This is a genomic window from uncultured Chitinophaga sp., assembly GCF_937898475.1.
Lineage (GTDB): Bacteria > Bacteroidota > Bacteroidia > Chitinophagales > Chitinophagaceae > Chitinophaga.
On record NZ_CALEJS010000039.1, the window covers coordinates 68,433 to 93,579 of the forward strand.

A 25,147-nucleotide genomic window follows, 5' to 3' on the forward strand; every position below is an offset into this window, starting at 1 on the left:
CTATCTTTCAGGCATTTACTACCAACAACGGACAACTAGCAACTAACAACTTATTTCCCGTATTTTTGCATTTCAAATAATGTGAAGGAAAATTAATGGCCATCATCGGTAATCTTATATCCAGGTCACTCCGTATCCGTAAACAATTCACGGTTAAGTTAGGGACACCGCGCCAATACCAGCTCCAGGTACTGCACCGGCTCTTAGAGAAGGCAAAACACACCCAGTTTGGCCGTCACTATAAATTCCAGGAGATCCTGGATAGCCCAAGCTTTATAAACCAGTACAGAGCCCGTATCCCGGTGCACAACTACAATAAAATGTACCGCGAGTGGTGGCATAAATGCCTGGAAGGAGAGGAAAATGTAAGCTGGCCAGAAAAGATCAAGTATTTTGCCCTCAGCTCCGGCACCTCCGAATCTGCCAGCAAACATATCCCCGTTACCCGCGACATGCTGCGTACCGTGAAAAAAGTAGGGGTAAAGCAGCTGTATTCCATGGTCAACTTCAATATTCCGCCTAAATCTTTTGAAAAAGGTATCCTGATGCTCGGAGGTACTACTTCCCTGTACGAAAAAGGCGACTATTACGAAGGCGACATGAGCGGTATACAGGCCAAAAATATTCCCCGCTGGTTCCGCCGCTTTTATAAGCCCGGCGGCCGGATCTCCAAAAAACCAAACTGGGAACAGCGTATCAAGCTCATCGTGCGTAAGGCTCCCCAGTGGGATGTAGGTACCGTATGCGGTGTACCTGCCTGGGTGCAGATCGTGTTGGAAGAGATCATCAAATACCACGGTGTAAAGCATATTCACGAGATATGGCCTAACCTGGCTATTTATATACATGGAGGGGTTTCTTTCGAGCCTTACCGGGAAAGTTTCCAGAAACTGCTGGGCAAGCCCATCACATTCATTGAAACCTACATGGCCTCAGAAGGGTCTTTTGGTTTCCAGGCGCGTCCGGGTACCAAAGGCATTAAGCTGGTGCTGAATGCCGGTATCTTTTTTGAATTCATTCCTTTTAATGAAGAGAACTTTGATGCAGACGGAGAGGTGAAGCCCAATCCAAAATCCTACATGATCCACGAAGTGGTAGAAGATGTAGAGTACGCCGTAATGCTGAGCACCTGTGCAGGGGCCTGGCGTTATCTGATAGGAGATGTGGTGAAGTTCACTTCCGTTAAAGAGCATGAGATCATCATTGTTGGCCGTACCAAGCAGTTCCTGAGCCTCTGCGGCGAACATATGAGCATTGATAACATGAACAAGGCCATTGATACCGTGCAGAAAAAGCTGGGTATTACGGTAAAGGAATTTACCATTGCCGGGTTCCCTTATCAGAACCTGTTTGCCCACCGCTGGTACATTGGTACAGACGATACCGCGGTAGACAGCAACAAGATACGCGAGATCATCGATCAGACGCTCTCTGAAGTAAACGACGACTATGCAGTAGAAAGAACTTCCGCGCTGAAAGAGATCTTTGTGGAAGTGCTGCCAAACGATATATTTATTGACTACCTGCGTTGCAAAGGCAAGGAAGGTGCTATGAACAAGTTTCCCAGGGTGATGAAGGGTGATAAGCTGAAAGACTGGGAAAGTTTCCTCGAAACAAAAACTGTGGGTAAATAAATTCCAAATACCAAATTCCAAATTCCAAATTCGGAGTAAATGGATGTCTGAACCAAATGCATATTGCTTTTCCTTCTGACATTCATCTTGCTTTGGGATCTGGGATTTGGAATTTGAATTTTTCTGAAAATGGTTGCAGGAATCGTAGCAGGTTTAGGACTGGGAATATTTCTATCTGTATCGGTGGGCCCGGTAATATTTGCCATTATCAAATATAGTATCAACAATGGTTTTAAGGCCGGTATCAGCTTTGTGCTGGGCGTGTCTTTCAGCGATATTATGTTTGTACTGATCGGCAACCTGGCTACTTCCTTTATCGAAGGTCTGGAAGATTATAAGCGCAGCATTGGTATTGTAGGCGGCATCATGCTGGTAGGCATGGGGCTCTACGGCCTCTTTCTCAAGAAGATCAGGATCAGCACCGGAGAAGAAAAGCCCGAAATGTTCCGTACGCATGACTATCTTAAAATATGGCTGGCCGGTTTCCTGATGAACACCCTGAACCCCGGTGTACTTATTTTCTGGCTGGGCGTATGTGTAGCCAACAGCGCCACCACCGTAAGCCATCGCTTCGTGATGTATGGCGTGTGCCTCAGCCTGGTATTATCCATGGATATACTGAAAGTGTTTGTCAGCGATAAGATCCGCCATAAGCTCACCCTTAACAATGTGGTATGGCTGAATCGGATAGCGGGCGCCTGTATGGTAATGTTCGGTCTCATCCTGCTGTATAAAGTGTTGTTTGACGTAACAGCGCTCACCGGTCACTAAAAAGATAATGAAATAAAAAGGGAGCAGATGGCATCACCACCTGCTCCCTTTTTTATTGCTACTTGTTTCTTTTACTTGCTACCTGATGGTCCAGGTTTCGTTTCCTGCCAGCAGTTTGTCCAGGTTACCCGGACCTCTCTTCTCAACTGCATCGGCTATCTGTTGTGCCATTACATCCTCATAGGTAGGACGGCTGGTTTGATAAAACACGCCAAAGGGCCGCGGTAAGTGTCCCTCGATACGCGGGTCATCGAACATACGGGTTAATACCTGCGCTTTATAGAAATCAGCTTCATCATGTACCCACAGGTCGTCAGCACTGTAGCCGGCGCCCAGCTCAACCACCACCGGTTTAAAGCCATCCAGGCGGATGCCTTTGTTCTTCTGTGCGCCAAAGATCAGCGGTTTGCCCTGTTCCAGGAAAAGGGTTTCTTCCGGTTTGCTGCCTTTTTCAGTGAATATTTCAAAAGCACCATCGTTGAAGATGTTGCAGTTCTGGTATATTTCCAGGAAGGAAGCCCCTTTATGGGCATGGCTGCGTTTCAGCAGCTCCTGCAGGTGCTTGGGATCGCGGTCCATGCTGCGGGCAATAAAGGTAGCGTCTGCGCCCATTGCCAGTGCCAGGGGGTTGAAGGGATGGTCTATACTGCCAAAGGGAGTGGATTTGGTCACCTTATTCTCTTCAGAAGTAGGGGAGTACTGTCCTTTGGTTAAGCCGTAGATCTGGTTGTTGAACAGCATGATGTTCAGGTCAAAATTACGGCGCAGCAGGTGAATGGTATGGTTACCACCGATAGACAGCCCGTCTCCGTCGCCGGTTACCACCCATATGCTCAGCTCGGGGCGGGTAGCCTTCAGGCCGGAAGCAATGGCGGTAGCGCGTCCGTGGATAGAGTGCATACCGTAAGTGTTCATATAGTACGGAAACCGGGAAGAACACCCGATACCGGAAACGATCACAATGTTTTCCCGGGGAATTCCCAATCCCGGCATGATGGTCTGAACCTGTTTTAATATAGAATAATCCCCGCAGCCAGGACACCAGCGTACTTCCTGGTCCGTTGCAAAATCCTTCGCCGTTAACGCCTGCGGGGCAATTGTTGTTGTTGACATCGTTTGATATTAAATAGTATGCAAATTTAAAAACTTCCCCCTGACACCTGTTCTGTAAGTACTAATTCTTCACTATTAATTATTAATTAATAGCTCCCAGTACTCTGCCGCCCGCCTCGTATGCGGTATCACAATAGTGCCCCCTACTATATTGGCAACGGCAAAGATCTCATACATTTCCTCGGTGGTAACGCCCTGTTCGTGACATTTACCCAGGTGGTATTTGATGCAATCGTCGCAGCGCAGCACCATGGAAGATACCAGGCCCAGCATCTCCTTTACCTTGGTGCTGAGTGCGCCTTCCATATAGGTGTTGGTGTCCAGGTTAAACAGGCGGTTGATCACCTTGTTCTGCTTACCAAGGATCACCTCATTCATCCTGCCCCTGTAATCGTTAAATTCCCTGATCTGGTCTGGCATATACTTTGGTTACATTATCAAAAATAATCATTCAATACGCAAGGTAGTGATTATTTGTTGCTTGAACCCTGTTGCAAATATATAATAATCTACTGTGGGGGTAGACTAGTAAGCCTCTTCCGAGGGATAATAAAAGGTTATAGGTGATAACTTTAAATTATGCGGAGCCGGCTTATTGCCCTGCGGCAGCAAGATAATCTTCCAGTCCCTGTATGATCTTTTCCACCATGGCTGCCTGGAAAGCGGGATCCAGCACTTTTTCCTCATCGCCGGGATTGCTGATGAACAGCGTTTCCACCAGTGCATCCGGGAACTCTGTGGGATTGTTCAGGATAAAGTTGAAATCACCGTTACAGCCAAAGCCCGAGAGGCCGGTTTCCAGCATGCGGTTATAAATAGCCCGGGCCAGGGGTTCACAGAAAGGATGTTTATAGTAGGTAGCGGTTCCTTTAATGTCTACCGGGTTGATGGATGAATTCAGGTGAATGCTCAGCAGCAGGTCCGGGTTTGTACGGCGGTAATAGGAAAGGCGCTCCTCGTTGGCTACAAACTGATCCCGGGTGCGGGTGGTCAGTACGGTGGCCCCTCTTTTTTCGAGCGCTGCCTTCAGCAGCATGGTGATAGACAGGCTAAGCTCTTTTTCATAAACGCCGGCGGGTCCCAGGGCGCCTACATTGCTGCCTCCATGGCCTGCATCCAGCCCAATGGTAAGGTGCCTGAGCTGCAGGCTGTCTGGTGTGCGTTTTACCTGTATGGTCAGCGTATCGCCCTGGTAATAGGTTTTGTATCCCCAGGGAAATGCGTGCCGGAGGTTGATCACCGTGCGGAATACTTCCGGTTCGGGTTGCTGCCAGGCTACCTGCTGTATCTCCAGGGTGCTGCCTATCTGGCTTTGTAAACCAGCCTCCGCATAGGCGCCGAATATGTCTACGATGATCCTGCCCGGCCGTACCTCCTGGGTGGAGATATAGGGCAGTTTGTTGGCCAGGGGGATAGACACATAGTCATAATCTTCATCTGCCCATACCCGGGCCTGGTTCACGATGCTCACGGGCGAAGGCTCAGCCAGGGTGGCGGTATCCACCAGCGGTTCGGGTATATAGGCAAAACGCCCTGCGGCCAGTCTTACCTTATAATAATTCCCTTCCCGGCCGCTGATCTGCAGCAATACGCCTTCATCCAGGTAGCCCAGCTTCTGGGGGCCCAGCCGATCGCCATGTGGAGAAACGGTCAGGTAGGTCATATTGTCGATGGTACGGCCGGTGAACAGGCCTTCATTCGGCATGTAGGAGTAGCGTTGCGGGCTCTCCTTAACAATCGTGGTGCCGTTGCTGTTGCGCAATGATACCCTGATACGGCCGTTCAGCAGGCTGTCTGATGCTTTGATCACATAGGCGCCTTCATAAAAGCCGGGCGTGCCGTTCTCTGAAGTCACTTCCTGCAGGGGGGCGTTATTGATCCAGTTGGCCTGGCATCCGGGAAAGGCTTTCATTCTGATGCGCAGGGTGTCTCCTTCCGTAAGCTGCAGGTTGCCCTGTGGTGTAATGGTAAAATAGTCTATCCTGAAAACGGGGGTAGGTGCAGGTGGTGGTACGGGTTGATAATAATAGGTGATATGCTTTGTATAGGTTTTACCGGTGGCGTCTGTGGCAGTTAATACCAGGGGTGTTCTGCCTGTTTTCAGCTCTTGTTTGATGGCAAAAGACCCCGTAGTATATACATGAACGCTGTCGCCATTTACCTGTAAACGGCAGCCTTTGCAGGTGCGTCCTGAAATATATTGTTTAGCGTTGTTTACATTGTTTTGTTCCCGTGTTGGTTGGCTCAGATGTATAAAAGCCTGTCCGTAACCCAGCTGATATACACAAAGCAAAACGGCTACTCCCAACAGCCGGCCATGCACTAATTTCATAATGATCCCTACTAACGCGCAAAGATGCAAAAAGTTTAAAAGTTTGAGGTTTTGAAGTTTGAGGTTTGTTGAAAGTTAAACGTTCAAACTTAATGCCGGACACTTATTTAAACATCTAACTGCTAACAAACTTCAAACTTCAAACCTCAAACTTCAAACTTTACCAGATGTACTTGTTCTCTGCAATCAGCTTGTCTGCTATTCTTCTGCGTGCATCCTTGGTGTTATAAGGCTGAGTTTTGGTATAACGCTTCAGCCCCAGCAGCATCATGCGTTGTTCATCGCCTTCTGCAAAGCTGTTGATGGCGTCTTTGCCGTATTTATGTATACGGTCGGCAGCATCGGTGAGGTAGGTACGAACCGCATCAGCCTGCAGGGCGGCGGCGCTTTCGCCTTGTTTATCTGTGAGCTTAACGAGGCGTAGTAAACCGCTTTCTGCGGTGAAGGTTTCTATGGCCATGTCGGCAATGTTCATCAGCACTTCCTGTTCCTGTTCCAGCTTCATGGCCAGTTTCTGTACGGCGGCGCCGGCTACCAGCAGGATGGCTTTCTTCAGGTTGCTGATTATTTTTTTCTCTTCGGCAAAAGGTGTTTCATCATCGTTGCCGAATTCAGGAATGCTCATCAGCTCCTTCATCACATTCATGGCGGGCGTCATAAGATCCAGCTTGCCTTTCATGGCGCGTTTCAGCGTCATGTCCAGTGTAAGCAGGCGGTTGATCTCGTTGGTGCCTTCAAATATGCGGTTGATCCTGGCGTCGCGGTATGATTTGGAGATCACGTATTCATCGCTGAAACCGTTGCCCCCGTGTATTTGTACGCCTTCATCCACTACATAGTCCAGCACTTCAGAGCCGTTTACTTTCAGGATGGCGCATTCTACCGCATATTCTTCTGCGGCGCCCAGTACAGCCTCGTTAAAGGGTTTGCCGGCAGCCAGTAATTCCTGTTCCTGCTGCTCTATCAGCTGGGCCGTGCGGTACAGGGATGATTCACACATCCAGGTACGGATGGCCATTTCTGCCAGTTTGTGTTTGATGGCGCCGAAATTGGCAATGGGCTGTTTGAACTGCTCGCGGGTGGTAGCGTACTGAATGGTACTGGTAAGCGAGCGTTTACAGGCGCCCAGTGCAGCGGCGCAAAGTTTCAGACGGCCTATGTTCAGGATGTTGAAAGCAATGAGGTGGCCTTTGCCAATAGTGCCCAGCACATTTTCTGCAGGTACCTTAGCGTCCTGGAAATAGATCTGCCGGGTGCTGGATCCTTTGATGCCCATCTTATGTTCTTCTGCACCCAGCGTGAATCCCGGGGTGTCTTTATCAACGATGAAGGCGGTAAATTTATCGCCGTCTATCTTGGCAAATACAGTGAATACATCCGCAAAGCCGGAATTGGTGATCCAGCATTTCTGTCCGTTCAGCAGGTAATATTTACCATCATCAGAGAGCTTGGCAGTGGTTTTGGCGCTGAGTGCATCAGAGCCTGAGTTGGGCTCTGTAAGCGCATAGGCGCCTTTCATTTCGCCGCTGGCCAGTTTGGGAATATATTTTTGTTTCTGTTCTTCGGTACCAAAATACAGGATAGGCAGCGAGCCGATACCTGTATGTGCGGCCATGGCTACAGAGAAAGAGTGGCCTGAGCCTAATGCTTCATTGATCAGCGTAGCGGTCACAAAGTCTTTACCCAGTCCGCCATATGCCTCCGGGAAGGAAGCGCCCAGCAATCCCTGTTCGCCCGCCTTATCCAGTAGGGAGGGCATTAGTCCTTCTTCCAGCTTGTCAATACGGTCCAGCAACGGTGTTACTTCCATCGTCACAAATTGCTCTGCCATTTCTTTGATCATGAGCTGTTCTTCAGAAAAATCTTCAGGGGTAAATACGTCCTCCGGCCTGCTTTCCTTTACCAGGTATTCGGCTCCTTTCAGGGCAGCCTTCTTTTCAACAGTTGTGTCCATAACCTCGAATTTTTTAGTTTGAGCGTTGAGCGTTTGAAGGTTTAAAGGTTTGCGTCTGAAGGTGGCTTACTGTGTGTGATCCTTCCGGCTATCAAACGCTTAAACTTTCAAACCTTAACATGAGTTGGGTTCGGTGTTTCGTAATTTACTTAGTTTGGGGCAAATGGCAAAAGTTGATTAAAATTGCGCTGATTATCATGCCGTCGTTTTTCTTTACATATGCCAGTAGCCGCTTTCACGGTATCCGGGAAGGTACGGGGCCCCAGCTGCTGATATGCCTGCATGGCTTTGGAGAAAGCGCCATGCACTTTGTACCCCTGGCAAAATATATGGGTAGCCGTTTTACCATTGTAGGGATCGATCTGCCTTTTCACGGCCAGACCACCTGGCAGGAAAACCGCCCTTTCACCCCGCAGGATCTGCAGGTGCTGATAGAGAGGATCCTCAAAAAAGAACAGCAACACCATTTCTCCCTGCTGGGATACAGCATGGGCGGACGCCTGGCGCTTTCCATGGTACCTGTAATGGCCCCGCGGCTGCGCCATCTGATACTGCTGGCGCCCGATGGTATTAAGAATAACCCCTGGCACATGTTTGTTACCCGCACTGCCCTGGGTAACCGCCTGTTCAGATATGTTACCTATAAACCACAGCTGTTCTTCAGGCTACTTACCCTGGTGCGTAAGCTGGGCACCCTGAATGAGAGCGTGTACAAGTTTGCATTCCATAGTATGGATAAGCTGGATAAACGCCTGCTGGTGTACAATGTGTGGACCTGCATGCGGCGCATGCTGCCTGATCTGCAGAAATGCAAGGCGTCGCTGGCGCAGTATAATATACGCACCCTGCTTTTTTATGGCAGGTACGACCGCATTATCCCTGCAGTGGTGGGGCAACGCCTGGTAGATGGTACTTTCCCCGGTGAGATAGTGATATTGAATAAAGGCCACCAGCTCATATCCGAAGAATTAGGCAGCGCCATCCTTTCCAAGATATAATATCTATAAAACTATACATCCGCCACCTGCAACAGCTGAAGTAGCATATTTACAGAGAATGATATACTTTTGACGGCCGCCTGACGGGAAATTAACATGAATATCTTGCTCATTACTATATCGTTACTGGGTATAAGCTACGGCCTGCTGCTGCTTTGGTACGCGCTTGGGTGGAAGCAGCTCCCTGCATTTATTCCTTCAACACCTGTAAGCGGGCGTACCCGCGTTACCGTGATCATCCCCGCACGCGACGAAGCAGCCAACCTGCCGCCCCTCCTGGCAGCGCTGCAGTCGCAAACCTATCCCGCAGACCTGCTGGAAGTGATAGTGATAGACGATTTTTCTACAGACGATACCGCGCAGGTGGTAAACTCCTTTCCTGCATCTAATATAAAACTGCTGCGCCTCAGCGATCACCTGGATATTACACAACGCCTCAACTCTTATAAGAAGAAAGCTATTGAAATGGCCATTGGCCAGGCAGGCGGTCAGCTGATCGTTACCACTGATGCCGACTGTGTAATGGGGCCGCTGTGGATAGAAACGATGGTGCAGTTCTATGAAACACACCGCCCTAAATTCATTGCCGCTCCTGTCAGCTTTTACGAGGAGACTAATTTCTTCAAGATCCTGCAGTCGCTTGACTTTATGAACATGCAGGGCATTACCGGTGCGGTGGCCCAGCTTCGTATCGGCACCATGTGTAACGGGGCCAACTTGGCCTATGAAAAGGAAGCTTTCCTGGAAGTGGGCGGCTTTAAAGGCATCGATAATATTGCCTCCGGCGATGATATGCTGCTTATGTATAAGGTATACCGCAAATTTCCCGGCAGCATCGGTTACCTGAAGCATGAAGCCGCCATTGTACGCACCCTCCCCGTTGATACTTTCCCTGCGTTTATGCAACAGCGTATCCGCTGGTCGTCCAAGGCAGATAAATACGATGATAAGCGCCTTACCTGGATGCTGGCCATTGTATATTTATGGAATGCTGCGCTGCTTTTTATGGGGATCGCCGCCCTTTTGTTCCCCTTTGTATGGCGCTGGCTGCTGCTCTCTCTGCTCTTCAAGATCATAACAGAGTTATGCTTCATGTTCCCCATTGCCCGCTTCTTCGGCAAAACAAAATTCCTTGGCTGGGTTATCCCCGGACAACTCTTCCACATTCCCTACATTGTGGTAGCCGGATGGCTGGGGAAATTTGGGTCTTACCAGTGGAAGGGGCGGCGCGTTAATTAAATTAACAATAGCGGGACAGCTGTCAGGAGGTGATACAATTGGCGTTAGTTGTTATAAGTAACAGGATGTGAGATAAGCACCCCGCTGTGCCACAAGTGCTATAATTATTCATTATTACCTATTAATTCAGCACCGTTGCCAGTGGTACTGTCCCAAATCAACTTGAACCACACCAGGGAACAGAATACCGCTTTAACGGCGAAGGGCTCTACATAGGTTCTGGCAAGTTTGTAAGGGAAGATAAGATCGGTAGAGGAGAAAGAGGTACATACAAGGGCCAGTAGCAATAAAGCCAGATTGATGCCTGTTTGCTTTTGTGTAAAATACCAGATACCAACTCCGGTCATGGCAATGATGTAGGTAGGAGATTCTCCCTTGTGGTTAAATATCACTACCCATATCAGTACGGATGCAAGGATGTGCAGCCTGAACAGCGGTTGTGCCCATGCTTTGAAACGCAGCAGGGGCACACAAAACAACAGGGCGCCTGCCAGTACAAATACCTGTTTGTTCATATTGAAACCAAACCAGGTGTGCCACCACCCGTAGAGCGATACACCGGTGGAAGCATCATGATCCATGGTGAGCAGCTGTCCCCAGCTCTTGTAGAGGAACTGCAGCTGGGTAGGGGTGATCACCAGCAGCGGCATCAGGCCCAATACTACTGCCCAGACAATGGTGGCGATAGCGGCCTTCCACCGGGATGGGTATAGCAGGAACAGCGCCAGCGCTACAATACCGAATATCTTGATGTAGATGGTGATCATGACCATTAATGCAGCCCACCATACTTTATCTTCTTCCATGAAATGCCAGGCAAGTATCAGGAGGCCCGCAATCAGTACATTGGTCTGTGAGCTGGTCAGCGAGATCATGGCCTCTATCAGTATAAAGAACAGGAACAGGCTCAGCCTGGGTTTGCTGAGGGGCAGTGTACGCAGTGCGATGATGAACACTACAATATTCATCAGGTTAAAGAGTATCAGGCCCGGCAGGTCGGGCAGCCAGGCAAAGACGCCCATCCACAAAGAAAACGAAGGACTGTATTTGTATACATCATAATGCTCTGCCGGGTACTCGGGGTACAGGTCCTGCGAATGTACCAGGTGAAAGAACGATTGTTTAAAGATCACATAGTTGTTATATCTTGTCCATTGCGCCATATCCTGTGAGCTGAACCAGGAATGGCAGGATATGCCAATTGCCAGGAGGATGAAGAACCCGAAAAGATATTTCGCCGGCACTGATGAAAGTTTGCTGGCCACTGTAACAAAGAAGCGCGCAAAGCCGGTAGACGAATGTGTTTGTGTGTTCATAGGGTGAATGAATGTCCGCAGAGTTTGTAACTTACCGCCCGGCAATGATATATATTTTTTAACTTAAATGCTTAGTTTTCTGACCTGCTGCCGGCGCCCTGCCAACAGCTAACCGCTCATGACTAACAGCACTGATAACATACGCTCTTCTTTCAGTCTCCAGGCATGGAGGCGCCTGCAGCGCAACAAAGGCGCTATGGCGGGGCTCTGTCTCATAACATGCGCCATCCTGGTAAGTATGGCTGCTTACTGGATAGCGCCGGACTCCACCCCTTATGCCAACCGTATGGTGCTGGAGATAAGCGGCCAGCGCCCCGGTTTCCATATCACGATGCTGGCCATACAAAAAGAACGTCCTGTTGCAAAGGGCGGTTTCTTTCAGCGCCTGCTGTATGGAAAGGAAGCAGCGCTAACGTATGTTCCTATACGTGCTTTCCGCTTTGAAGGCAATGATATGGTTGTACAGAAATATGCGGATGAAGAAACCACCATCCCCGAACGCTACAGCCTGGCCACCGTATGGTATGGTCATGATCAGCCGCTGAAAGAGCCCCTGCAAAGCATACAGCAGAAGATCATACAGGAGCGTATCCTCACAAAAACTTACTGGCTGGGTACCGACCGTTTTGGACGCGACATCCTCAGCCGCCTGCTCATCGGTACTCGTGTAAGCCTCAGCGTGGGCTGTATCGCTGTGCTTATATCCCTCAGCATTGGTGTTTTATTAGGAGCGGTGGCCGGGTACTTTCGCGGCTGGGTAGACGATCTGGTGATGTGGCTGATCAACGTGATCTGGTCTATACCTACCCTGCTACTGGTATTTGCCATTACACTGGCCCTGGGCAAAGGTTTCTGGCAGGTGTTCATTGCGGTAGGGCTCACCATGTGGGTGGGGGTGGCGCGTATCATCCGCGGACAAGTGCTCAGCATCCGTGAACTGCAGTTTACAGAAGCCGCCCGCGCCCTGGGTTATGGCCATACACGTATCATAGTAAAGCATATTCTGCCCAATATACTGGGGCCCGTAATGGTGGTGGCGGCAGGAAATTTTGCCACTGCTATCGTAGTAGAAGCTGGCCTTAGTTTCCTGGGGGTAGGTGTACAACCGCCCCAGCCTTCCTGGGGACTGATGATCAAGGAAAACTACAACTTCATCATCACCCATAACCCGCTCCTGGCCCTGGCCCCCGGTGTAGCCATCATGCTGATGGTACTGGCCTTCAACCTCCTGGGCAACGGCCTCCGTGACGCGATGGATGTAAAGAGGGGCTGAAGGTTTGGGGGATTAAAGGTTTGAATGTTTGAAGGTGTCCTGTTGATGTAAGCCCCTTCCCAACCTTTAAACTTTCAAACTTTCAAACGTTCAAACTGCCTTTTGTTGTTTGGTATTATAATTTAATATAATTTTATGCAAATCCTTTGAAAGACTATGCCTATCAGATCATATCTTTTAGCCTGCTGTGCCCTGTTGTTAATCACTGTAACCGCCTGTAAAAAGAAAAAAGGCTCCGGCGGAGATACACCTCCTCCCCAGGAAGTACAGCTTACATCATCGCTTGACGGCGTACAGGAGGGCAACTATACAGCTGCTCTTGGTCCAACGCATTCTTTTACCGCCAACATTACCTCTGAGCTGCCCGCCAGCGGGGTATCCGTTACCGTATCGGTTGTTACAGACCCGGGAGGTCAGAACATACCGCAGGATCCTATTCCTTCACCGGTAAACAGCAAGAACATTACCATTAACCTGAAAGACCTGCCGCCCATCCGCACCGTAAAGGTGATAGTGACCATCAGCTCCCTGAGTAATCCTAATAACCAGATCATCAAGGAGTTCTGGATCACCAATAAGGCAGATCAATAACCGCATATATAAATTCCCGATACAAAAGATCCATGTCACCGGCATGGATCTTTTTTTTCAGGTATGCCATCTTCCGCCTGCCCTCCACCTACTTCCGCCCGCTTGCCGGTACAATTTTACCCGGCATCAAGTCCACCTCATGTCCACCTTACATCCACCTAAACTTCAGTTCTACTGGCCTTTTCCTTGTCTTTTACCCAGGATATGCTTGTAGTGTTAATTTAGTACCAGCTTAGTGCCGTCTTAGTGCAGGTAATGTGCTGTTCGTCTTTAAGCCCTGTACCCCTTTCCAAACTCCATCACTGATAACTTACAACTAACAACTAATTTTGCGGCCATGATAATTGGAGTTAGCGCAATTGGTATAAGCCAGGATGCTCCCGCAGATACGGCCAACGCACAAACGGAACTAACACGGCGGATGTGCCTGCAGCACCCTGAGCACTCATTTATCTTCTTTTTTGACCGTCCCGCTCCACCCGGACTGGCGCTCCCCGCCAACGCAAGCGCCGTGGAGGTACCACGCAAAGGCGCAGCGCTGTGGCGCCGCCAGTGGTGGCTGCAATGGCAGCTGCCAAGGGCCATGAAACGCTACCGGCTGGATGCATTCCTGGCCATGGACGGTCTTTTACCCCTGCGCAGCTCCATCCCTTCCCTGCTCTTTATCAAAGACTTGTATTTCCTGCATGAGGTAAGCGGCGAACCGCTTAACTGGCAACGCCTGCTGCAGCGCCAGACGCGGAAATACCTGGCCAAAGCCGCAAAAGTGACCGTACCCTCGCTAAGCCTGGAACAGGAGCTGCTGCAATATGATCCCGCCGCCGCTTCCCGGCTGCAGGTATTGCCGCCGGCCATCCATGAAAGCTGCCAGCCCCTTTCCTGGGAAGAGCGGGAAGCCGTAAAGAAAGAATATACCGACGGGGTGGAATATTTTATAGTTACCGCCGCACTGCATCCACGTAACAATATCATGCCCCTGTTAAAGGCATTTTCCGCCTTTAAACGCCGCCTGCGCTCCAATATGAAACTGGTGTTGGCGGGTAGCGCTACGGCAGCAGGGCAGGAAATAGCCGCCAGTCTGCGTACCTACAAGTTCCGCCAGGATGTGATCTGGTTGCAGGAGGCAGATCAGCCCAGCCTGGCTAAGCTTACGGCTGCCGCCTACGCCATGGTATATACCAGCCGTACAGACGGGGTAGCGCTGCCTGTTTACGCGGCCATCCGCTGCCAGGTTCCCGTGATCGCAATAGACGGCGCCGCCGCCCGGGAAGCCGGGAAAGATGCCGTAGTGTACACGGATCCCCAAAACCTGGAAGACCTGGCAGACAAACTGGCCCTGCTTTACAAGGATGAGCAGCTGCGTTCCCGCCTGCTGGCCAACATGGAAACACTGCCGCTTCCCGGATCATGGGACCATGCCGCGGCACTGCTCTTTGACCACCTGATTAGCACATCAGCACATTAAACCCTATTTTTGCCCTCTGAAAGAAAAATAACTGATATGGGTAAAGTATCCACCATCCAGATCCAGGTAGGACTGGATGACAACAAAGTACCGGAAACAATAGAATGGAACGCATCTGATACCACCGCAGACCGCATGAATAAGGCCAAGGCCATGATGATCGCCTTTTGGGACAGGGCAGAATCTACCGCCCTGCGTATCGATCTCTGGACCAAAGACATGATGCTGGACGAAATGGCCGACTTCTTCTACCAGACCATGATGACCATGGCAGATACCTGGCAGCGCGCCACTCCTTATAAAGACCAGTCTGAAGATATGCGCAGGTTTGCAAAGGAATTCTTCGAAAAAGTGAATGAAAAGCTGAAAAATCAACAATAGTATGTCACTCGAACTCACCATTAACTCCGCTATCAAAACCGCCATGCTGGCTAAGAACGAAGCCGAGCTCCGCGCTTTGCGCGCCATTAAGGCCGCTATACTCCTGGCTAAAACAGCAGAAGGCGGCAGCGGTGAACTGACCGAAGCAGACGAAACAAAGATGCTGCAGAAACTGGCCAAGCAGCGGAAAGACTCCCTGGATATCTTCCGACAGCAGAACCGTGAAGACCTGGCCAAAAAAGAAGAGGAAGAGCTGGAAGTGATTGAGCGCTTTTTGCCTAAACAGCTATCTGAGAGCGAATTGCGCGAGGCCGTGACCCGCATCATTGCCGAAACAGGCGCTACCACCCCCGCAGAGATGGGAAAAGTAATGGGCGCCGCCACAAAACAACTGGCCGGTAAGGCCGATGGTAAAGCCATCTCCGCCCTGGTGAAGGAATTGTTAAGTAAATAGCCTTAACTTGGTTATAGATATTCTCCTGGCCATCATCCTGGTGATCGCTGTCTATAAAGGATACTCACGGGGTCTCATCGTTGCCGTGTTCTCCTTTATAGCAGTGCTGCTGGGTCTGGCGGCCGCTCTGAAGCTAACCGCCGTGTCAGCCTTGTATGCCCAGCAGCACTGGCACACTAATTGGCGATGGTTACCCGTACTATGTTTTATCGTTCTATTCCTGGGCGTTATACTGCTGGTCAGGCTTGGCGCAACCGCCTTGCAGAAACTGGTGGAGCTGGCCCTGCTGGGGTGGCTGAATCGCCTGGGTGGTATTCTGCTGTACTGTGTTATATTTACAATAAATTATAGCATTTTACTATGGATTGCCAACCAGCTGTACTGGTTGAGCCCTGAAACAAAGCTGCAGTCTGTAACATATCCCTATATCGCACCTATAGGCCCGATAGCAATGGATGGCATCGGTGTGGTAATACCGATGTTCAAGGATATGTTTGCAGGTTTACAGTCTTTTTTCGATCATGCAGCTAAAGAATTACAGGCTATCTGACTCGCTTCAAAGATTATTTGAATTAATAAAAAGAATTATTTTAGCGCAAAATTGACTTTCAAGCTTTGGCAATGGATTACGAAATCAAAACACAGGGAAAGTTTAAATACATCGAGGAAGGGGAGGGGGAGCCACTGGTATTGCTGCATGGATTGTTTGGTGCACTGAGTAATTTCAGGGACCTGCTGGAGCATTTCCGTCAAACCAACAAAGTTGTGATCCCGATGTTGCCTTTGTTTGATTTGAATATCCTCGAAACAACCGTTAGCGGACTGGCCAAGTTTGTACATAAATTCGTTGAAGCCCTTGGCTACAAAGATATACACCTGCTGGGCAACTCCCTGGGAGGGCACGTAGCGCTGGTTTACCTGCTCAAACACCCGGAAGCGCCTGTGAGGTCGCTTACCCTTACCGGTAGTTCCGGCCTGTTTGAGAACGGCATGGGAGAAACCTATCCCAAGCGTGGAGATTATGAGTATATTCGTAAAAAGACCGAGCTCACGTTCTACGATCCGGCTATTGCCAACAAAGAGCTGGTAGACGAAGTGTTCGAGATTGTCAATAACCGCCTGAAGGTGATCAAGATCATCGCACTGGCAAAATCAGCCATCCGTCACAACCTGGGTGAAGAGCTGCGCGACATCAAAATCCCTACCCTGCTTGTTTGGGGCAAGAACGACACTATTACGCCGCCAATGGTAGGGGAGGAATTTCACCACCTGATACCGAATTCTGAGTTACACTTCATCGATAAATGCGGTCATGCACCTATGATGGAAGTGCCCGCCGAATTCAATGTCATCCTGGGGGGCTTCCTGGAAAAGCTTAAAAAGCAGGTTAGCTGAGTAATAGCCGGGGGTGAAAAACGCCATTCGTAATTCATATACGCCCATTCGTAATTTAATTATGCTCCCTGCAATCTCTGCGCCGTGAATACTCGTATCTTTGTTATAGCGGCCTGACCTAACGGTTAGGTATATTGGGGAGAAGGAAATTGGAATATTCTTTGTTATACCATTAGTGAAACCATAACCATTTAGTCATGTTGGCGAGAGACCTGATAACAACAGTACCGGTGCTGCATCCAATGGATTCGGGAGCCAGGGCCTTACGCCTCATGAACGAATACCATCTCACGCAGCTGCCCATGGTGCTGGAAAATAAATACCTGGCACTGGTAGAAGAAGACGATATACTGGACCTGGAAGATCCGGATACGCTGCTGGAGAACATGGAGTATAACGGCAACAAGCCCGCCATACACGAGACCGTACACTTTTACGAAGCACTGAAATTATTTTACGACCAGAAGCTGTCTGCACTACCGGTCATCTCCAAAGAAAATGAATACCTCGGCATCCTTACGCGCGACTGCCTGCTGGCCGTACTGGCCCAGTATAACGGCGTAAAAGAACCCGGCGGTATTCTTTCCCTGGAAGTAGAACCGCGTGATTACAGCCTCAGTGAGATAGCCCGTATCGCAGAATCCAATGATGTGATCCTGCTTAGCGTCAATACCATCACCAATCCCACTACCGGCCGCCTGGAAGTACTGCTCAAAACCAACCGCCAGGAACTGCAGTCACTCGTTGCCACCTTCGAGCGCTTCAAATACTACGTGATCAAATACACCATCACCGCTGAAGAAGAGGAAGATACCCTTAAAAAGAACTACGATCTGCTCATGAACTACATCAGCATATAATGCAGTTTAATGTTTGAAGTTTGCTGTTTGTTACAAGTTGCAGGTGAAGGTTCAGCGACGCATCCGACAGACTTGTCCCAAACTTTTATCCTTTAACGAACTTCAAACTTCCAACCTCAAACCTGAAACTCTTTTCTTACCTTTGGCCGTTTTCACATTTTTAGCTAATCGCACGGTCCAAACTGCATGTTCAAATTCTGTTTCCTGTCGGGCATTTTATGTCTTTGCTTCCTGTTGCCTTCCAGGGCGCAGGAGCCTGGCCAACAGCCGCTGGCAGTAGTAACAGATACCAGCTACTTCATTGTGCGCAATGTGCTGATCACCGGTAATAAAAGAACCCGCAGCAGCTATGTGCTGCGCGAACTGGGTGTGGTGCCCGGCGATACCATCCGCCTCAGGGACCTTTCCGCCACACTGGAGAAAGGCCGCCGCCAGTTAATGAATACCGCCCTTTTCCTGAACGTAATACCCAATGTACGCAACTGGGAGGGAACCACGGCCGACCTGGAATTTGCCGTGTATGAACGCTGGCCACTCCTCGCATTTCCCATCTTTAAGCTGGCAGACCGTAACTTTAACCAGTGGTGGGTAGAGCAGGGCAAAAGCCTGAACCGTGTGAACGTAGGCCTAAGGGGAGACCACAGTAACCTCACCGGCCGTAATGACAACCTCAATGGTATCATCCAGATAGGCTATACCCAGCAGCTGGCTTTTACCTACAGCCTGCCTTATGTAGACAGGGGCTTCCGTCACGGTATCGGCCTTACCTTTGCCTATAGCCGTAACCGTGAGATCAACGACAGCACCATCCTTAACAAACAAACCTTTTACCGCCAGGATAATTTCCTGCGTGAACTGTATACCATCGGCCTTAGTTATGCCTACCGCCGTGCCATCAATACCCGCCACCAGGTGTTCCTCACCTATAACTTTGAAAAGGTAGCCGATACCGTGGCAAATCATACGCCCAATTACCTGGGCAATGGCCGCAGCAGGGTACAGTATCTTGACCTGCTGTACCGGGTAACCTATACAAAGGCAGACAGCTGGATCTATCCCCTCAGAGGCATTGTGCTGCAGGGTGAAATAGAGAAACTGGGCTTTGCCCCTTTCAGCGATATAGATCATTGGAAATTCAGGGCGCGGATCAACAAATACTGGCAGCTGTTTCCCGGTACTTACGCCGCACTGGGACTGAGGGGCCAGGCCAAGTTCCCGGCAGATCAGCCCTATATTAACCAGAAGGCCATGGGTTACCAGGAAGATTACCTGCGCGGCCTGGAATATTATGTGGTGGATGGTACCAGCTTTTTTATCTTAAAGTCCAACCTCCGCCGCCAGATACTGACCTTCGACATTCACCTGCCCTGGGTGCCGCAGAAATTCAACACCATTCCCATCCGCCTGCTGCTAAAGGCTTATGGCGATGTGGGCTATGCCTACAGCAAGTTTCCCGGCAACAGCTTCCTGAATAACCGTATGCTATATACGGGCGGTATGGGTTTTGATATTGTTTCGTTTTACGATACCTGTATCCGTTTGGAGTACAGCATAAACCAGTTAGGCCAAAAAGGGCTATTTTTACACACTAAAATTGACATGTAAATAGCAGCCAGCTACCAGCAATTAGCCAATAGCCGGCAACTAACAACTAATCGCTCATTTCGTAATACCTGGCAGCTAGCTACCGGCTTTTAGCAATCAGCTAATAGCCGGCAGCTGGCAGCTAATCGCTTTTTTTTCCATGCAGATTGCGCTTTACAGCCGTGGATTTGTCACAGACGATCTGGCCAACATCCGCTTATTACTGGATGAATTACAACGAGAAGAGATCACCCCGGTGATCTATGAGCCGTTTTACCATAGCCTGCAGCCACATGTGCAGTTCACGGAACGGCCCCATACCTTTTCCCGCCCGGAAGACCTGGACAGTCTTACCATAGACAGCCTGGTGAGCCTTGGCGGTGATGGTACCCTCCTGGATACGGTTTGTTATGTAAGAGATAAGAACATTCCCGTGCTGGGCATTAATTTTGGCCGGCTGGGATTCCTGGCCAGTATCGGTAAAGATGCCATCCACGCCGCGGTAAAGGCCCTGCTTAACCGCACCTACGTAGTGGATAAACGTACTCTCCTGCACCTGGATGCCAACATCCCCATGTTTGGCGACGTGCCCTATGCCCTGAACGATTTTACCATCCATAAAAAGGATACCTCCGCCATGGTAAAGATCCATACTTACCTGAACGGCGAATTCCTGAACACTTACTGGGCAGATGGCCTCATTGTAGCCACCCCCACCGGTTCTACCGGCTACTCGCTCAGCTGCGGCGGTCCCGTGGTATTTCCCGAAGCGGGCAGCTTTGTGATCACGCCCGTAGCCCCGCATAACCTGAACGTAAGGCCCATTATCGTACCCGATAACAATATTATTTCTTTTGAGGTGGAAGGCCGTAGCGACCTGTTTATGTGCTCTCTTGACAGCCGCATGGAAACCATTGACAATACCGTGCAGCTGGCCGTCAAGAAAGAAGCCTTTACCCTCAGCCTCCTCCGCCTGGACGATAATAATTTCCTCAACACCCTGCGTCACAAACTGTTGTGGGGAGTGGATGCCAGGAACCGGTGGAAGTAGTTTGAGGTTGGAGGTTTGAAGCAACTTCAAACTTTATTAATTACTTTTGTCTCATATTTTTATAATATTAATACCAAAAGCAGGGCTTACCGCGTTTAAGTAAGGACAATTTTATGCAGAAACCTATTTTCCACACTAAGCGTGTTGTTACTACCGCCCTCGTTGCGCTGGGAATGTTTTGCGCAAGCCCTGCAGTGGCGCAGAATGAGTTGTCGTATGTTGGAGAGCTGGGATTTTCAGTAGGCGGTGCACAATACTTTGGCGACCTGAATACCAGGGGTGCGCTCAATACTATTAAACCTACCGTTGGTATCTTTTACCGTAAATACCTGAACGATTATATCGGGTTAAGGGCCCACCTGCGCATCACCCAGCTGGGGTATTCCGATGTATATAACAAGAATGAGTTTCAGCGCAGGCGTAACCTGAGCTTCAATACCAATGTGCAGGAACTTGACCTGCAGGGTGATTTCAACTTCTTCCGTTTTGAACCGGGCAGTTATAATTACCGTTTCACCCCTTACCTGACCGGTGGCGCAGGGATCTTCCATTTCAACCCCTATGCCTACCTGGATGGAAAAAGATATGATCTGCAGCCGCTCCGTACAGAAGGTCAGGGCTCTGCCCAGTATCCTGACCGTAAGCCTTACGGCCTGGTGTCTTATGCCTTCCTGCTGGGCGGCGGCTTTAAATACAACCTCTCCCGCTCCGTGAACATCGGCATGGAAGTGCTCTACCGTTTTAGCCGGACTGATTACCTGGACGATGTAAGCACCACCTACGCGGGGCAGGCCCTCTTCCCGCCCAAGGCCAACGGGGAGAATACCGTGGCCTACCTGCTGCAGGACCGATCCTGGGCCACCGGTACCGGTATGATCGGGGAAGCCGGCCGTCAGCGTGGTAACAGCCGGGATAAAGACCAGTTCGTTTCCGTAGAATTTACCGTAAGTATCCTTTTTACCACCTACAAGTGTAAATTCTAGGGTATACCCTTTGAAAATTAACTTTTAGCGACAAATAACGGGCGTTCAGGGTAAAATACCCGGCGCCCGCTGAAAAATACACCGCGGAACAAGCCCCCAAAGCCCCGCCCAATCCGGCAAACCGCCTGCTGGCAACCGTTTCCGCTGTTAAAACTACGTTAAAACCCCTTGCCGAACTTTGCCACAAAAGGCATATATCTATTTTTGTATCTTTGCACACTTTTAGTAAATCACTGTTATTCTGTTATTATATTACGCCTGACACACTCATGAGTTTGAAGGATAAATTAGACTTGCAACGGTTGCCGCGCCATATAGCTATTATTATGGACGGAAATGGCCGTTGGGCAAAGGAAAAGGGGCAGGACAGGCTTTACGGGCACCACGAAGGCGTAGAAAGTGTGCGGAACATCGTGGAGGCAACCGCAGAGCTGGGAATCGGGTACCTGACCTTATATGCCTTTTCAACGGAGAACTGGGACCGTCCGGTTTATGAAGTGAACGGCATTATGGAACTGCTGGTGAATACCATCCGCAAAGAGGTGAACACCCTAACCAAGAATAATATACGCCTGCATGTGATCGGCGACATGGACATGCTGCCCGCCCAGGCCCAGCGTGAAATGAATGAAGCCATTGCCATCACCAGCGGCAATAAAGGCCTTAACCTGGTCATGGCCCTCAGCTACAGCGCCAGGTGGGAGATCGTGAATGCAGCCAAAAAGATCGCAGAAGATGCAAAATCGGGCAAACTTAACCCGGCAGATATTACCCAGGACGTATGGCAGCAATACCTATGTACAGCTGCCCTGCCAGACCCTGAACTGATGATTAGGACCAGCGGGGAATGCAGGATCAGTAACTTCTTATTATACCAGTTGGCTTACGCGGAATTGTACTTCACCGACACCCGTTGGCCGGATTTCCGCAGAGAAAATCTGTATGAAGCCATTTTAAACTTTCAAACCAGAGAACGGCGTTTTGGCAAAACTAGCGAACAAATTCAGCAGAATGAAGAAATTATTTCCTAAGAGCCTACTGGCCATAGTTTTATGTTGCAGTGCAGGCATTCGTGTATCCGCTCAGCAGACAGATACCATACCTGAACCTGTGACCAGCCAGCCCGAAATACCAGCGGCTTTTGGAAATCCCCAGCAGTACGAAATTGCCGAGATCTCCGTTACCGGTACCCAGTATCTCGATAAAGCCCTGCTTATTTCCCTCTCCGGTCTGAACGTGGGAGACAAAATAGTATACCCCGGTGGCGACCAGTTCGCAAAAGCCATCCAAACCCTCTGGGGACAACGCCTCTTTGCCAACGTAGCCATCTACGTTACCAAGATTGACGATGGTAAAATATGGCTCGAAATAAACCTGACCGAAAGGCCCCGCCTTTCCAACTTCATCTTCCGCGGTATTAAAAAGTCGGAAGCAGAGGATATCGCCAAAAAGGCATCCCTCCGCAAAGGCGCCGTGGTAACAGAAAGCATGAAGCAGAATGTGATCGCCGTGGTGCGTAAGAACTACGAAGAAAAAGGCTACCGCAACGTAACCGTGAACGTTACCGAGCGCACAGATACCTCCCAGGTGAACGCTGCAGACGTGATCTTTACCGTGAACAAAGGCGGTAAAGTGAAGATCAACGATATCAACATCGTCAATAACTCCAATATCAAAGACTCCAGGGTAAAGAAGAAAATGAAGGGCACCCACGAGCGTACCCGCTTTACCATCCATCCTGATAAAGAACAGGTGTATCCTGACAGTGTACACGAACAGTCTGACTACTGGAGAACGTTCGGCTTCCTGGTACCTTCCCGTACCATGGAACAGCTGGACCCCTACTTCCGCTTTAAACTCTTCTCATCCGCCAAGTTCAACGAAACCAAGTACCTGGAGGATAAAGAGAAGATCATCGCCTACTATAACTCACAGGGCTACCGCGACGCCCAGATCGTAAGGGATACCACCTACAAAACAAGGGCCGGCGGTATGAACATTGACCTGGACATCGAAGAAGGTAAAAAATACTACTTCGGTAACATTACCTGGAAAGGCAATACCCGCTATAACGACTCCCTGCTTACCCGCGTACTGGGCATCAGGAAAGGAGATGTATATAACCTGGAACTGCTGGAAAAACGCCTCGGTAAACAAATGTCTCCCGAAGGCGGCGATATCAGCGGCCTGTATATGGACTATGGCTACCTCTTCTTCCGTATTGACCCGGTAGAAACTGGCATCCATGGAGATACCATCGATTACGAGATCCGTATCACCGAAGGCCCGCAGGCTACCATCAAGGAAGTGCGTATAGCCGGTAACGACAAAACCAACGAGCACGTGATCCGCCGTGAGCTGCGTACCCTGCCCGGTGAAAAGTTCAGCCGCGCTGACCTGATCCGCTCTAACCGCCAGATCGCTAACCTGGGTTACTTCAACCCTGAAAAAATAGGTATGAACCCTGTGCCCAACGTGCAGGACGGTACCGTGGATATTGATTATACTGTAGAAGAAAAAGCCAATGACCAGCTGGAACTCTCTGCCGGCTGGGGTGGTTATATCGGTCTGACCGGTACCCTGGGTGTAACCTTCAACAACTTCTCCCTGCGTAATATCTTCCGCAAGGAAACCTGGGACCCGCTGCCCAGCGGCGATGGCCAGAAGTTGTCTGTAAGGGTATCTTCAAACGGTAAAGCCTACCGCTCTTACAACTTCTCTTTCACCGAGCCCTGGCTGGGTGGCAAGAAGCAGAACCAGTTCTCTGTAAGCTTCTACAGCAGCTACCAGAATCCCAGCGCCTACAACCAGTATATATATGGTACCACCACCAGTACCGATGCATACTTTAAGGTACTGGGCGCCTCCGTATCACTGGGTAAGCAGCTGAAATGGCCGGATGACTATTTCACCCTCATCTATGCACTGAACTACCAGCAGTACAAGCTGAAGAACTATAACTACTTCAACATTGCCGGTTTCGATAACGGAACTTCCAACAACATCAGCTTCAAGCTGACATTGGCAAGATCTTCTGTGGATCAGCAGATCTTCCCCAGGAGCGGTTCCAACTTCCTGATCAGCGGTCAGTTCACACCGCCTTACTCTTTGTTTAATCCTGAAAAGGATTATACCAAAGAACCGATCTCCGATCAGTTCAACTTCATAGAATACCAGAAATACCGCTTCAACGCAGAATGGTATGTGCCTTTGAGCCGTCCTACCGGTTCGGATAACAAATCTTTTGTACTGAAAGTGGCCGCCAAGTATGGTTATATCACGCGCTACAACAACCGCACTACCCTGTCGCCCTTCGGACGCTTTGAGCTGGGTGGCGATGGTCTGAGTAACTTTGCGATCTACGATCGTGATATCATCTCACAACGCGGTTACCCGGTATATTATACCAGCAACCCGAAGATCAACCCCGAAAGCGGACAGCCCGTGGGTTACGAAGGGTTCACCATATTCAACAAGTATGTAATGGAGCTGCGCTATCCTTTCAGCCTCAGCCCCAGCTCTACCATCTTTGGCCTGGCATTCATAGAAGCCGCAAACGGTTATCGTGATTTCAACGAATATAACCCCTTCAGGCTGCGTCGCTCTGCCGGCTTGGGTATGCGCTTCTACCTGCCCATGTTTGGATTGCTCGGGTTTGACTATGGCATAGGTTTTGACCGGTTGACACCCGGCAACGGTTTAAAGGATGCAGCTAAGTTCACCTTTATGTTAGGCTTTGAACCGGAATGATGT

General features: G+C 49.7%; 22 protein-coding genes. 17 read left to right on the plus strand and 5 right to left on the minus strand.

Annotated elements, in window-relative coordinates; translation table 11 throughout:
• Positions 1–95: 95 nt before the first annotated feature.
• Together Q0577_RS22255 and Q0577_RS22260 are read left to right on the plus strand one after the other, a co-directional pair.
• Positions 96–1,634 carry a GH3 auxin-responsive promoter family protein gene (locus tag Q0577_RS22255; RefSeq protein WP_298740258.1) on the plus strand — a complete coding sequence of 513 codons (1,539 nt, stop codon included), beginning with the start codon at positions 96–98 and terminating at the stop codon, positions 1,632–1,634.
• 129 nt (positions 1,635–1,763) lie between these two features.
• Entirely contained in the window at positions 1,764–2,405 is a 642-nt protein-coding gene (locus Q0577_RS22260) for a LysE family transporter (protein ID WP_298740260.1), read from the plus strand.
• 78 nt (positions 2,406–2,483) lie between these two features.
• Here Q0577_RS22260 and Q0577_RS22265 read toward each other — a convergent pair whose 3' ends face one another.
• The 4 genes from Q0577_RS22265 to Q0577_RS22280 form a co-directional block, all read right to left on the minus strand.
• The gene (locus Q0577_RS22265) at positions 2,484–3,518 is read right to left on the minus strand and encodes a 2-oxoacid:ferredoxin oxidoreductase subunit beta (RefSeq protein WP_298740262.1); all 1,035 of its coding nucleotides are present in this window, start codon (positions 3,516–3,518) and stop codon (positions 2,484–2,486) included.
• 75 nt (positions 3,519–3,593) lie between these two features.
• Entirely contained in the window at positions 3,594–3,938 is a 345-nt protein-coding gene (locus Q0577_RS22270; RefSeq protein WP_298740264.1) for a carboxymuconolactone decarboxylase family protein, read from the minus strand.
• A gap of 172 nt (positions 3,939–4,110) precedes the next feature.
• The gene (locus tag Q0577_RS22275; protein ID WP_298740266.1) at positions 4,111–5,850 is read right to left on the minus strand and encodes an N-acetylmuramoyl-L-alanine amidase; all 1,740 of its coding nucleotides are present in this window, start codon (positions 5,848–5,850) and stop codon (positions 4,111–4,113) included.
• Between the two features lie 160 nt (positions 5,851–6,010).
• Entirely contained in the window at positions 6,011–7,804 is a 1,794-nt protein-coding gene (locus tag Q0577_RS22280) for an acyl-CoA dehydrogenase family protein (RefSeq protein ID WP_298740269.1), read from the minus strand.
• A 197-nt stretch (positions 7,805–8,001) separates the two neighbouring features.
• Between Q0577_RS22280 and Q0577_RS22285 the strand changes: the two genes are divergently transcribed.
• Positions 8,002–8,802 carry an alpha/beta hydrolase gene (locus Q0577_RS22285; protein ID WP_298740271.1) on the plus strand — a complete coding sequence of 267 codons (801 nt, stop codon included), beginning with the start codon at positions 8,002–8,004 and terminating at the stop codon, positions 8,800–8,802.
• A 105-nt stretch (positions 8,803–8,907) separates the two neighbouring features.
• Entirely contained in the window at positions 8,908–10,041 is a 1,134-nt protein-coding gene (locus tag Q0577_RS22290) for a glycosyltransferase (protein ID WP_298740273.1), read from the plus strand.
• A gap of 104 nt (positions 10,042–10,145) precedes the next feature.
• Here Q0577_RS22290 and Q0577_RS22295 read toward each other — a convergent pair whose 3' ends face one another.
• Positions 10,146–11,357 (minus strand): glycosyltransferase family 87 protein, encoded by a 1,212-nt coding sequence (locus Q0577_RS22295; protein WP_298740274.1) that lies wholly within the window; start codon positions 11,355–11,357, stop codon positions 10,146–10,148.
• A gap of 118 nt (positions 11,358–11,475) precedes the next feature.
• On the opposite strand from Q0577_RS22295, the gene Q0577_RS22300 reads away from it, so the two are divergent.
• From Q0577_RS22300 to Q0577_RS22360, 13 genes are all read left to right on the plus strand, one after another.
• On the plus strand, positions 11,476–12,630 hold the full coding sequence (locus Q0577_RS22300) for an ABC transporter permease (protein WP_298740275.1): 1,155 nt from the start codon (positions 11,476–11,478) through the stop codon (positions 12,628–12,630).
• Between the two features lie 156 nt (positions 12,631–12,786).
• Entirely contained in the window at positions 12,787–13,221 is a 435-nt protein-coding gene (locus tag Q0577_RS22305; RefSeq protein ID WP_298740276.1) for a hypothetical protein, read from the plus strand.
• A gap of 337 nt (positions 13,222–13,558) precedes the next feature.
• The gene (locus tag Q0577_RS22310) at positions 13,559–14,686 is read left to right on the plus strand and encodes a glycosyltransferase (RefSeq protein WP_298740278.1); all 1,128 of its coding nucleotides are present in this window, start codon (positions 13,559–13,561) and stop codon (positions 14,684–14,686) included.
• Between the two features lie 36 nt (positions 14,687–14,722).
• Positions 14,723–15,067: a gliding motility protein GldC gene (gldC, locus tag Q0577_RS22315; RefSeq protein WP_298740280.1), complete on the plus strand. Its 345-nt coding sequence runs from the start codon at positions 14,723–14,725 to the stop codon at positions 15,065–15,067.
• Between the two features lies 1 nt (position 15,068).
• Entirely contained in the window at positions 15,069–15,521 is a 453-nt protein-coding gene (locus Q0577_RS22320) for a GatB/YqeY domain-containing protein (RefSeq protein WP_298740282.1), read from the plus strand.
• Between the two features lie 7 nt (positions 15,522–15,528).
• Positions 15,529–16,071, plus strand: coding sequence for a CvpA family protein (locus Q0577_RS22325; protein ID WP_298740283.1), 543 nt, complete (start codon positions 15,529–15,531; stop codon positions 16,069–16,071).
• A gap of 71 nt (positions 16,072–16,142) precedes the next feature.
• The gene (locus Q0577_RS22330; RefSeq protein ID WP_298740285.1) at positions 16,143–16,916 is read left to right on the plus strand and encodes an alpha/beta fold hydrolase; all 774 of its coding nucleotides are present in this window, start codon (positions 16,143–16,145) and stop codon (positions 16,914–16,916) included.
• 197 nt (positions 16,917–17,113) lie between these two features.
• The gene (locus Q0577_RS22335) at positions 17,114–17,776 is read left to right on the plus strand and encodes a CBS domain-containing protein (protein ID WP_298740287.1); all 663 of its coding nucleotides are present in this window, start codon (positions 17,114–17,116) and stop codon (positions 17,774–17,776) included.
• 186 nt (positions 17,777–17,962) lie between these two features.
• On the plus strand, positions 17,963–19,381 hold the full coding sequence (locus Q0577_RS22340) for a BamA/TamA family outer membrane protein (protein ID WP_298740289.1): 1,419 nt from the start codon (positions 17,963–17,965) through the stop codon (positions 19,379–19,381).
• A 139-nt stretch (positions 19,382–19,520) separates the two neighbouring features.
• Complete coding sequence (locus tag Q0577_RS22345) at positions 19,521–20,411, plus strand: NAD kinase (RefSeq protein WP_298740291.1); 891 nt, start codon at positions 19,521–19,523, stop codon at positions 20,409–20,411.
• Between the two features lie 113 nt (positions 20,412–20,524).
• Entirely contained in the window at positions 20,525–21,394 is an 870-nt protein-coding gene (locus Q0577_RS22350) for a DUF6089 family protein (RefSeq protein WP_298740293.1), read from the plus strand.
• 269 nt (positions 21,395–21,663) lie between these two features.
• Entirely contained in the window at positions 21,664–22,425 is a 762-nt protein-coding gene (locus Q0577_RS22355) for an isoprenyl transferase (RefSeq protein ID WP_298740295.1), read from the plus strand.
• Positions 22,406–25,144 (plus strand): POTRA domain-containing protein, encoded by a 2,739-nt coding sequence (locus tag Q0577_RS22360; RefSeq protein ID WP_298740296.1) that lies wholly within the window; start codon positions 22,406–22,408, stop codon positions 25,142–25,144. Before Q0577_RS22355 ends, Q0577_RS22360 begins: the two co-directional genes overlap by 20 nt.
• The last annotated feature ends 3 nt before the right edge of the window (positions 25,145–25,147 follow it).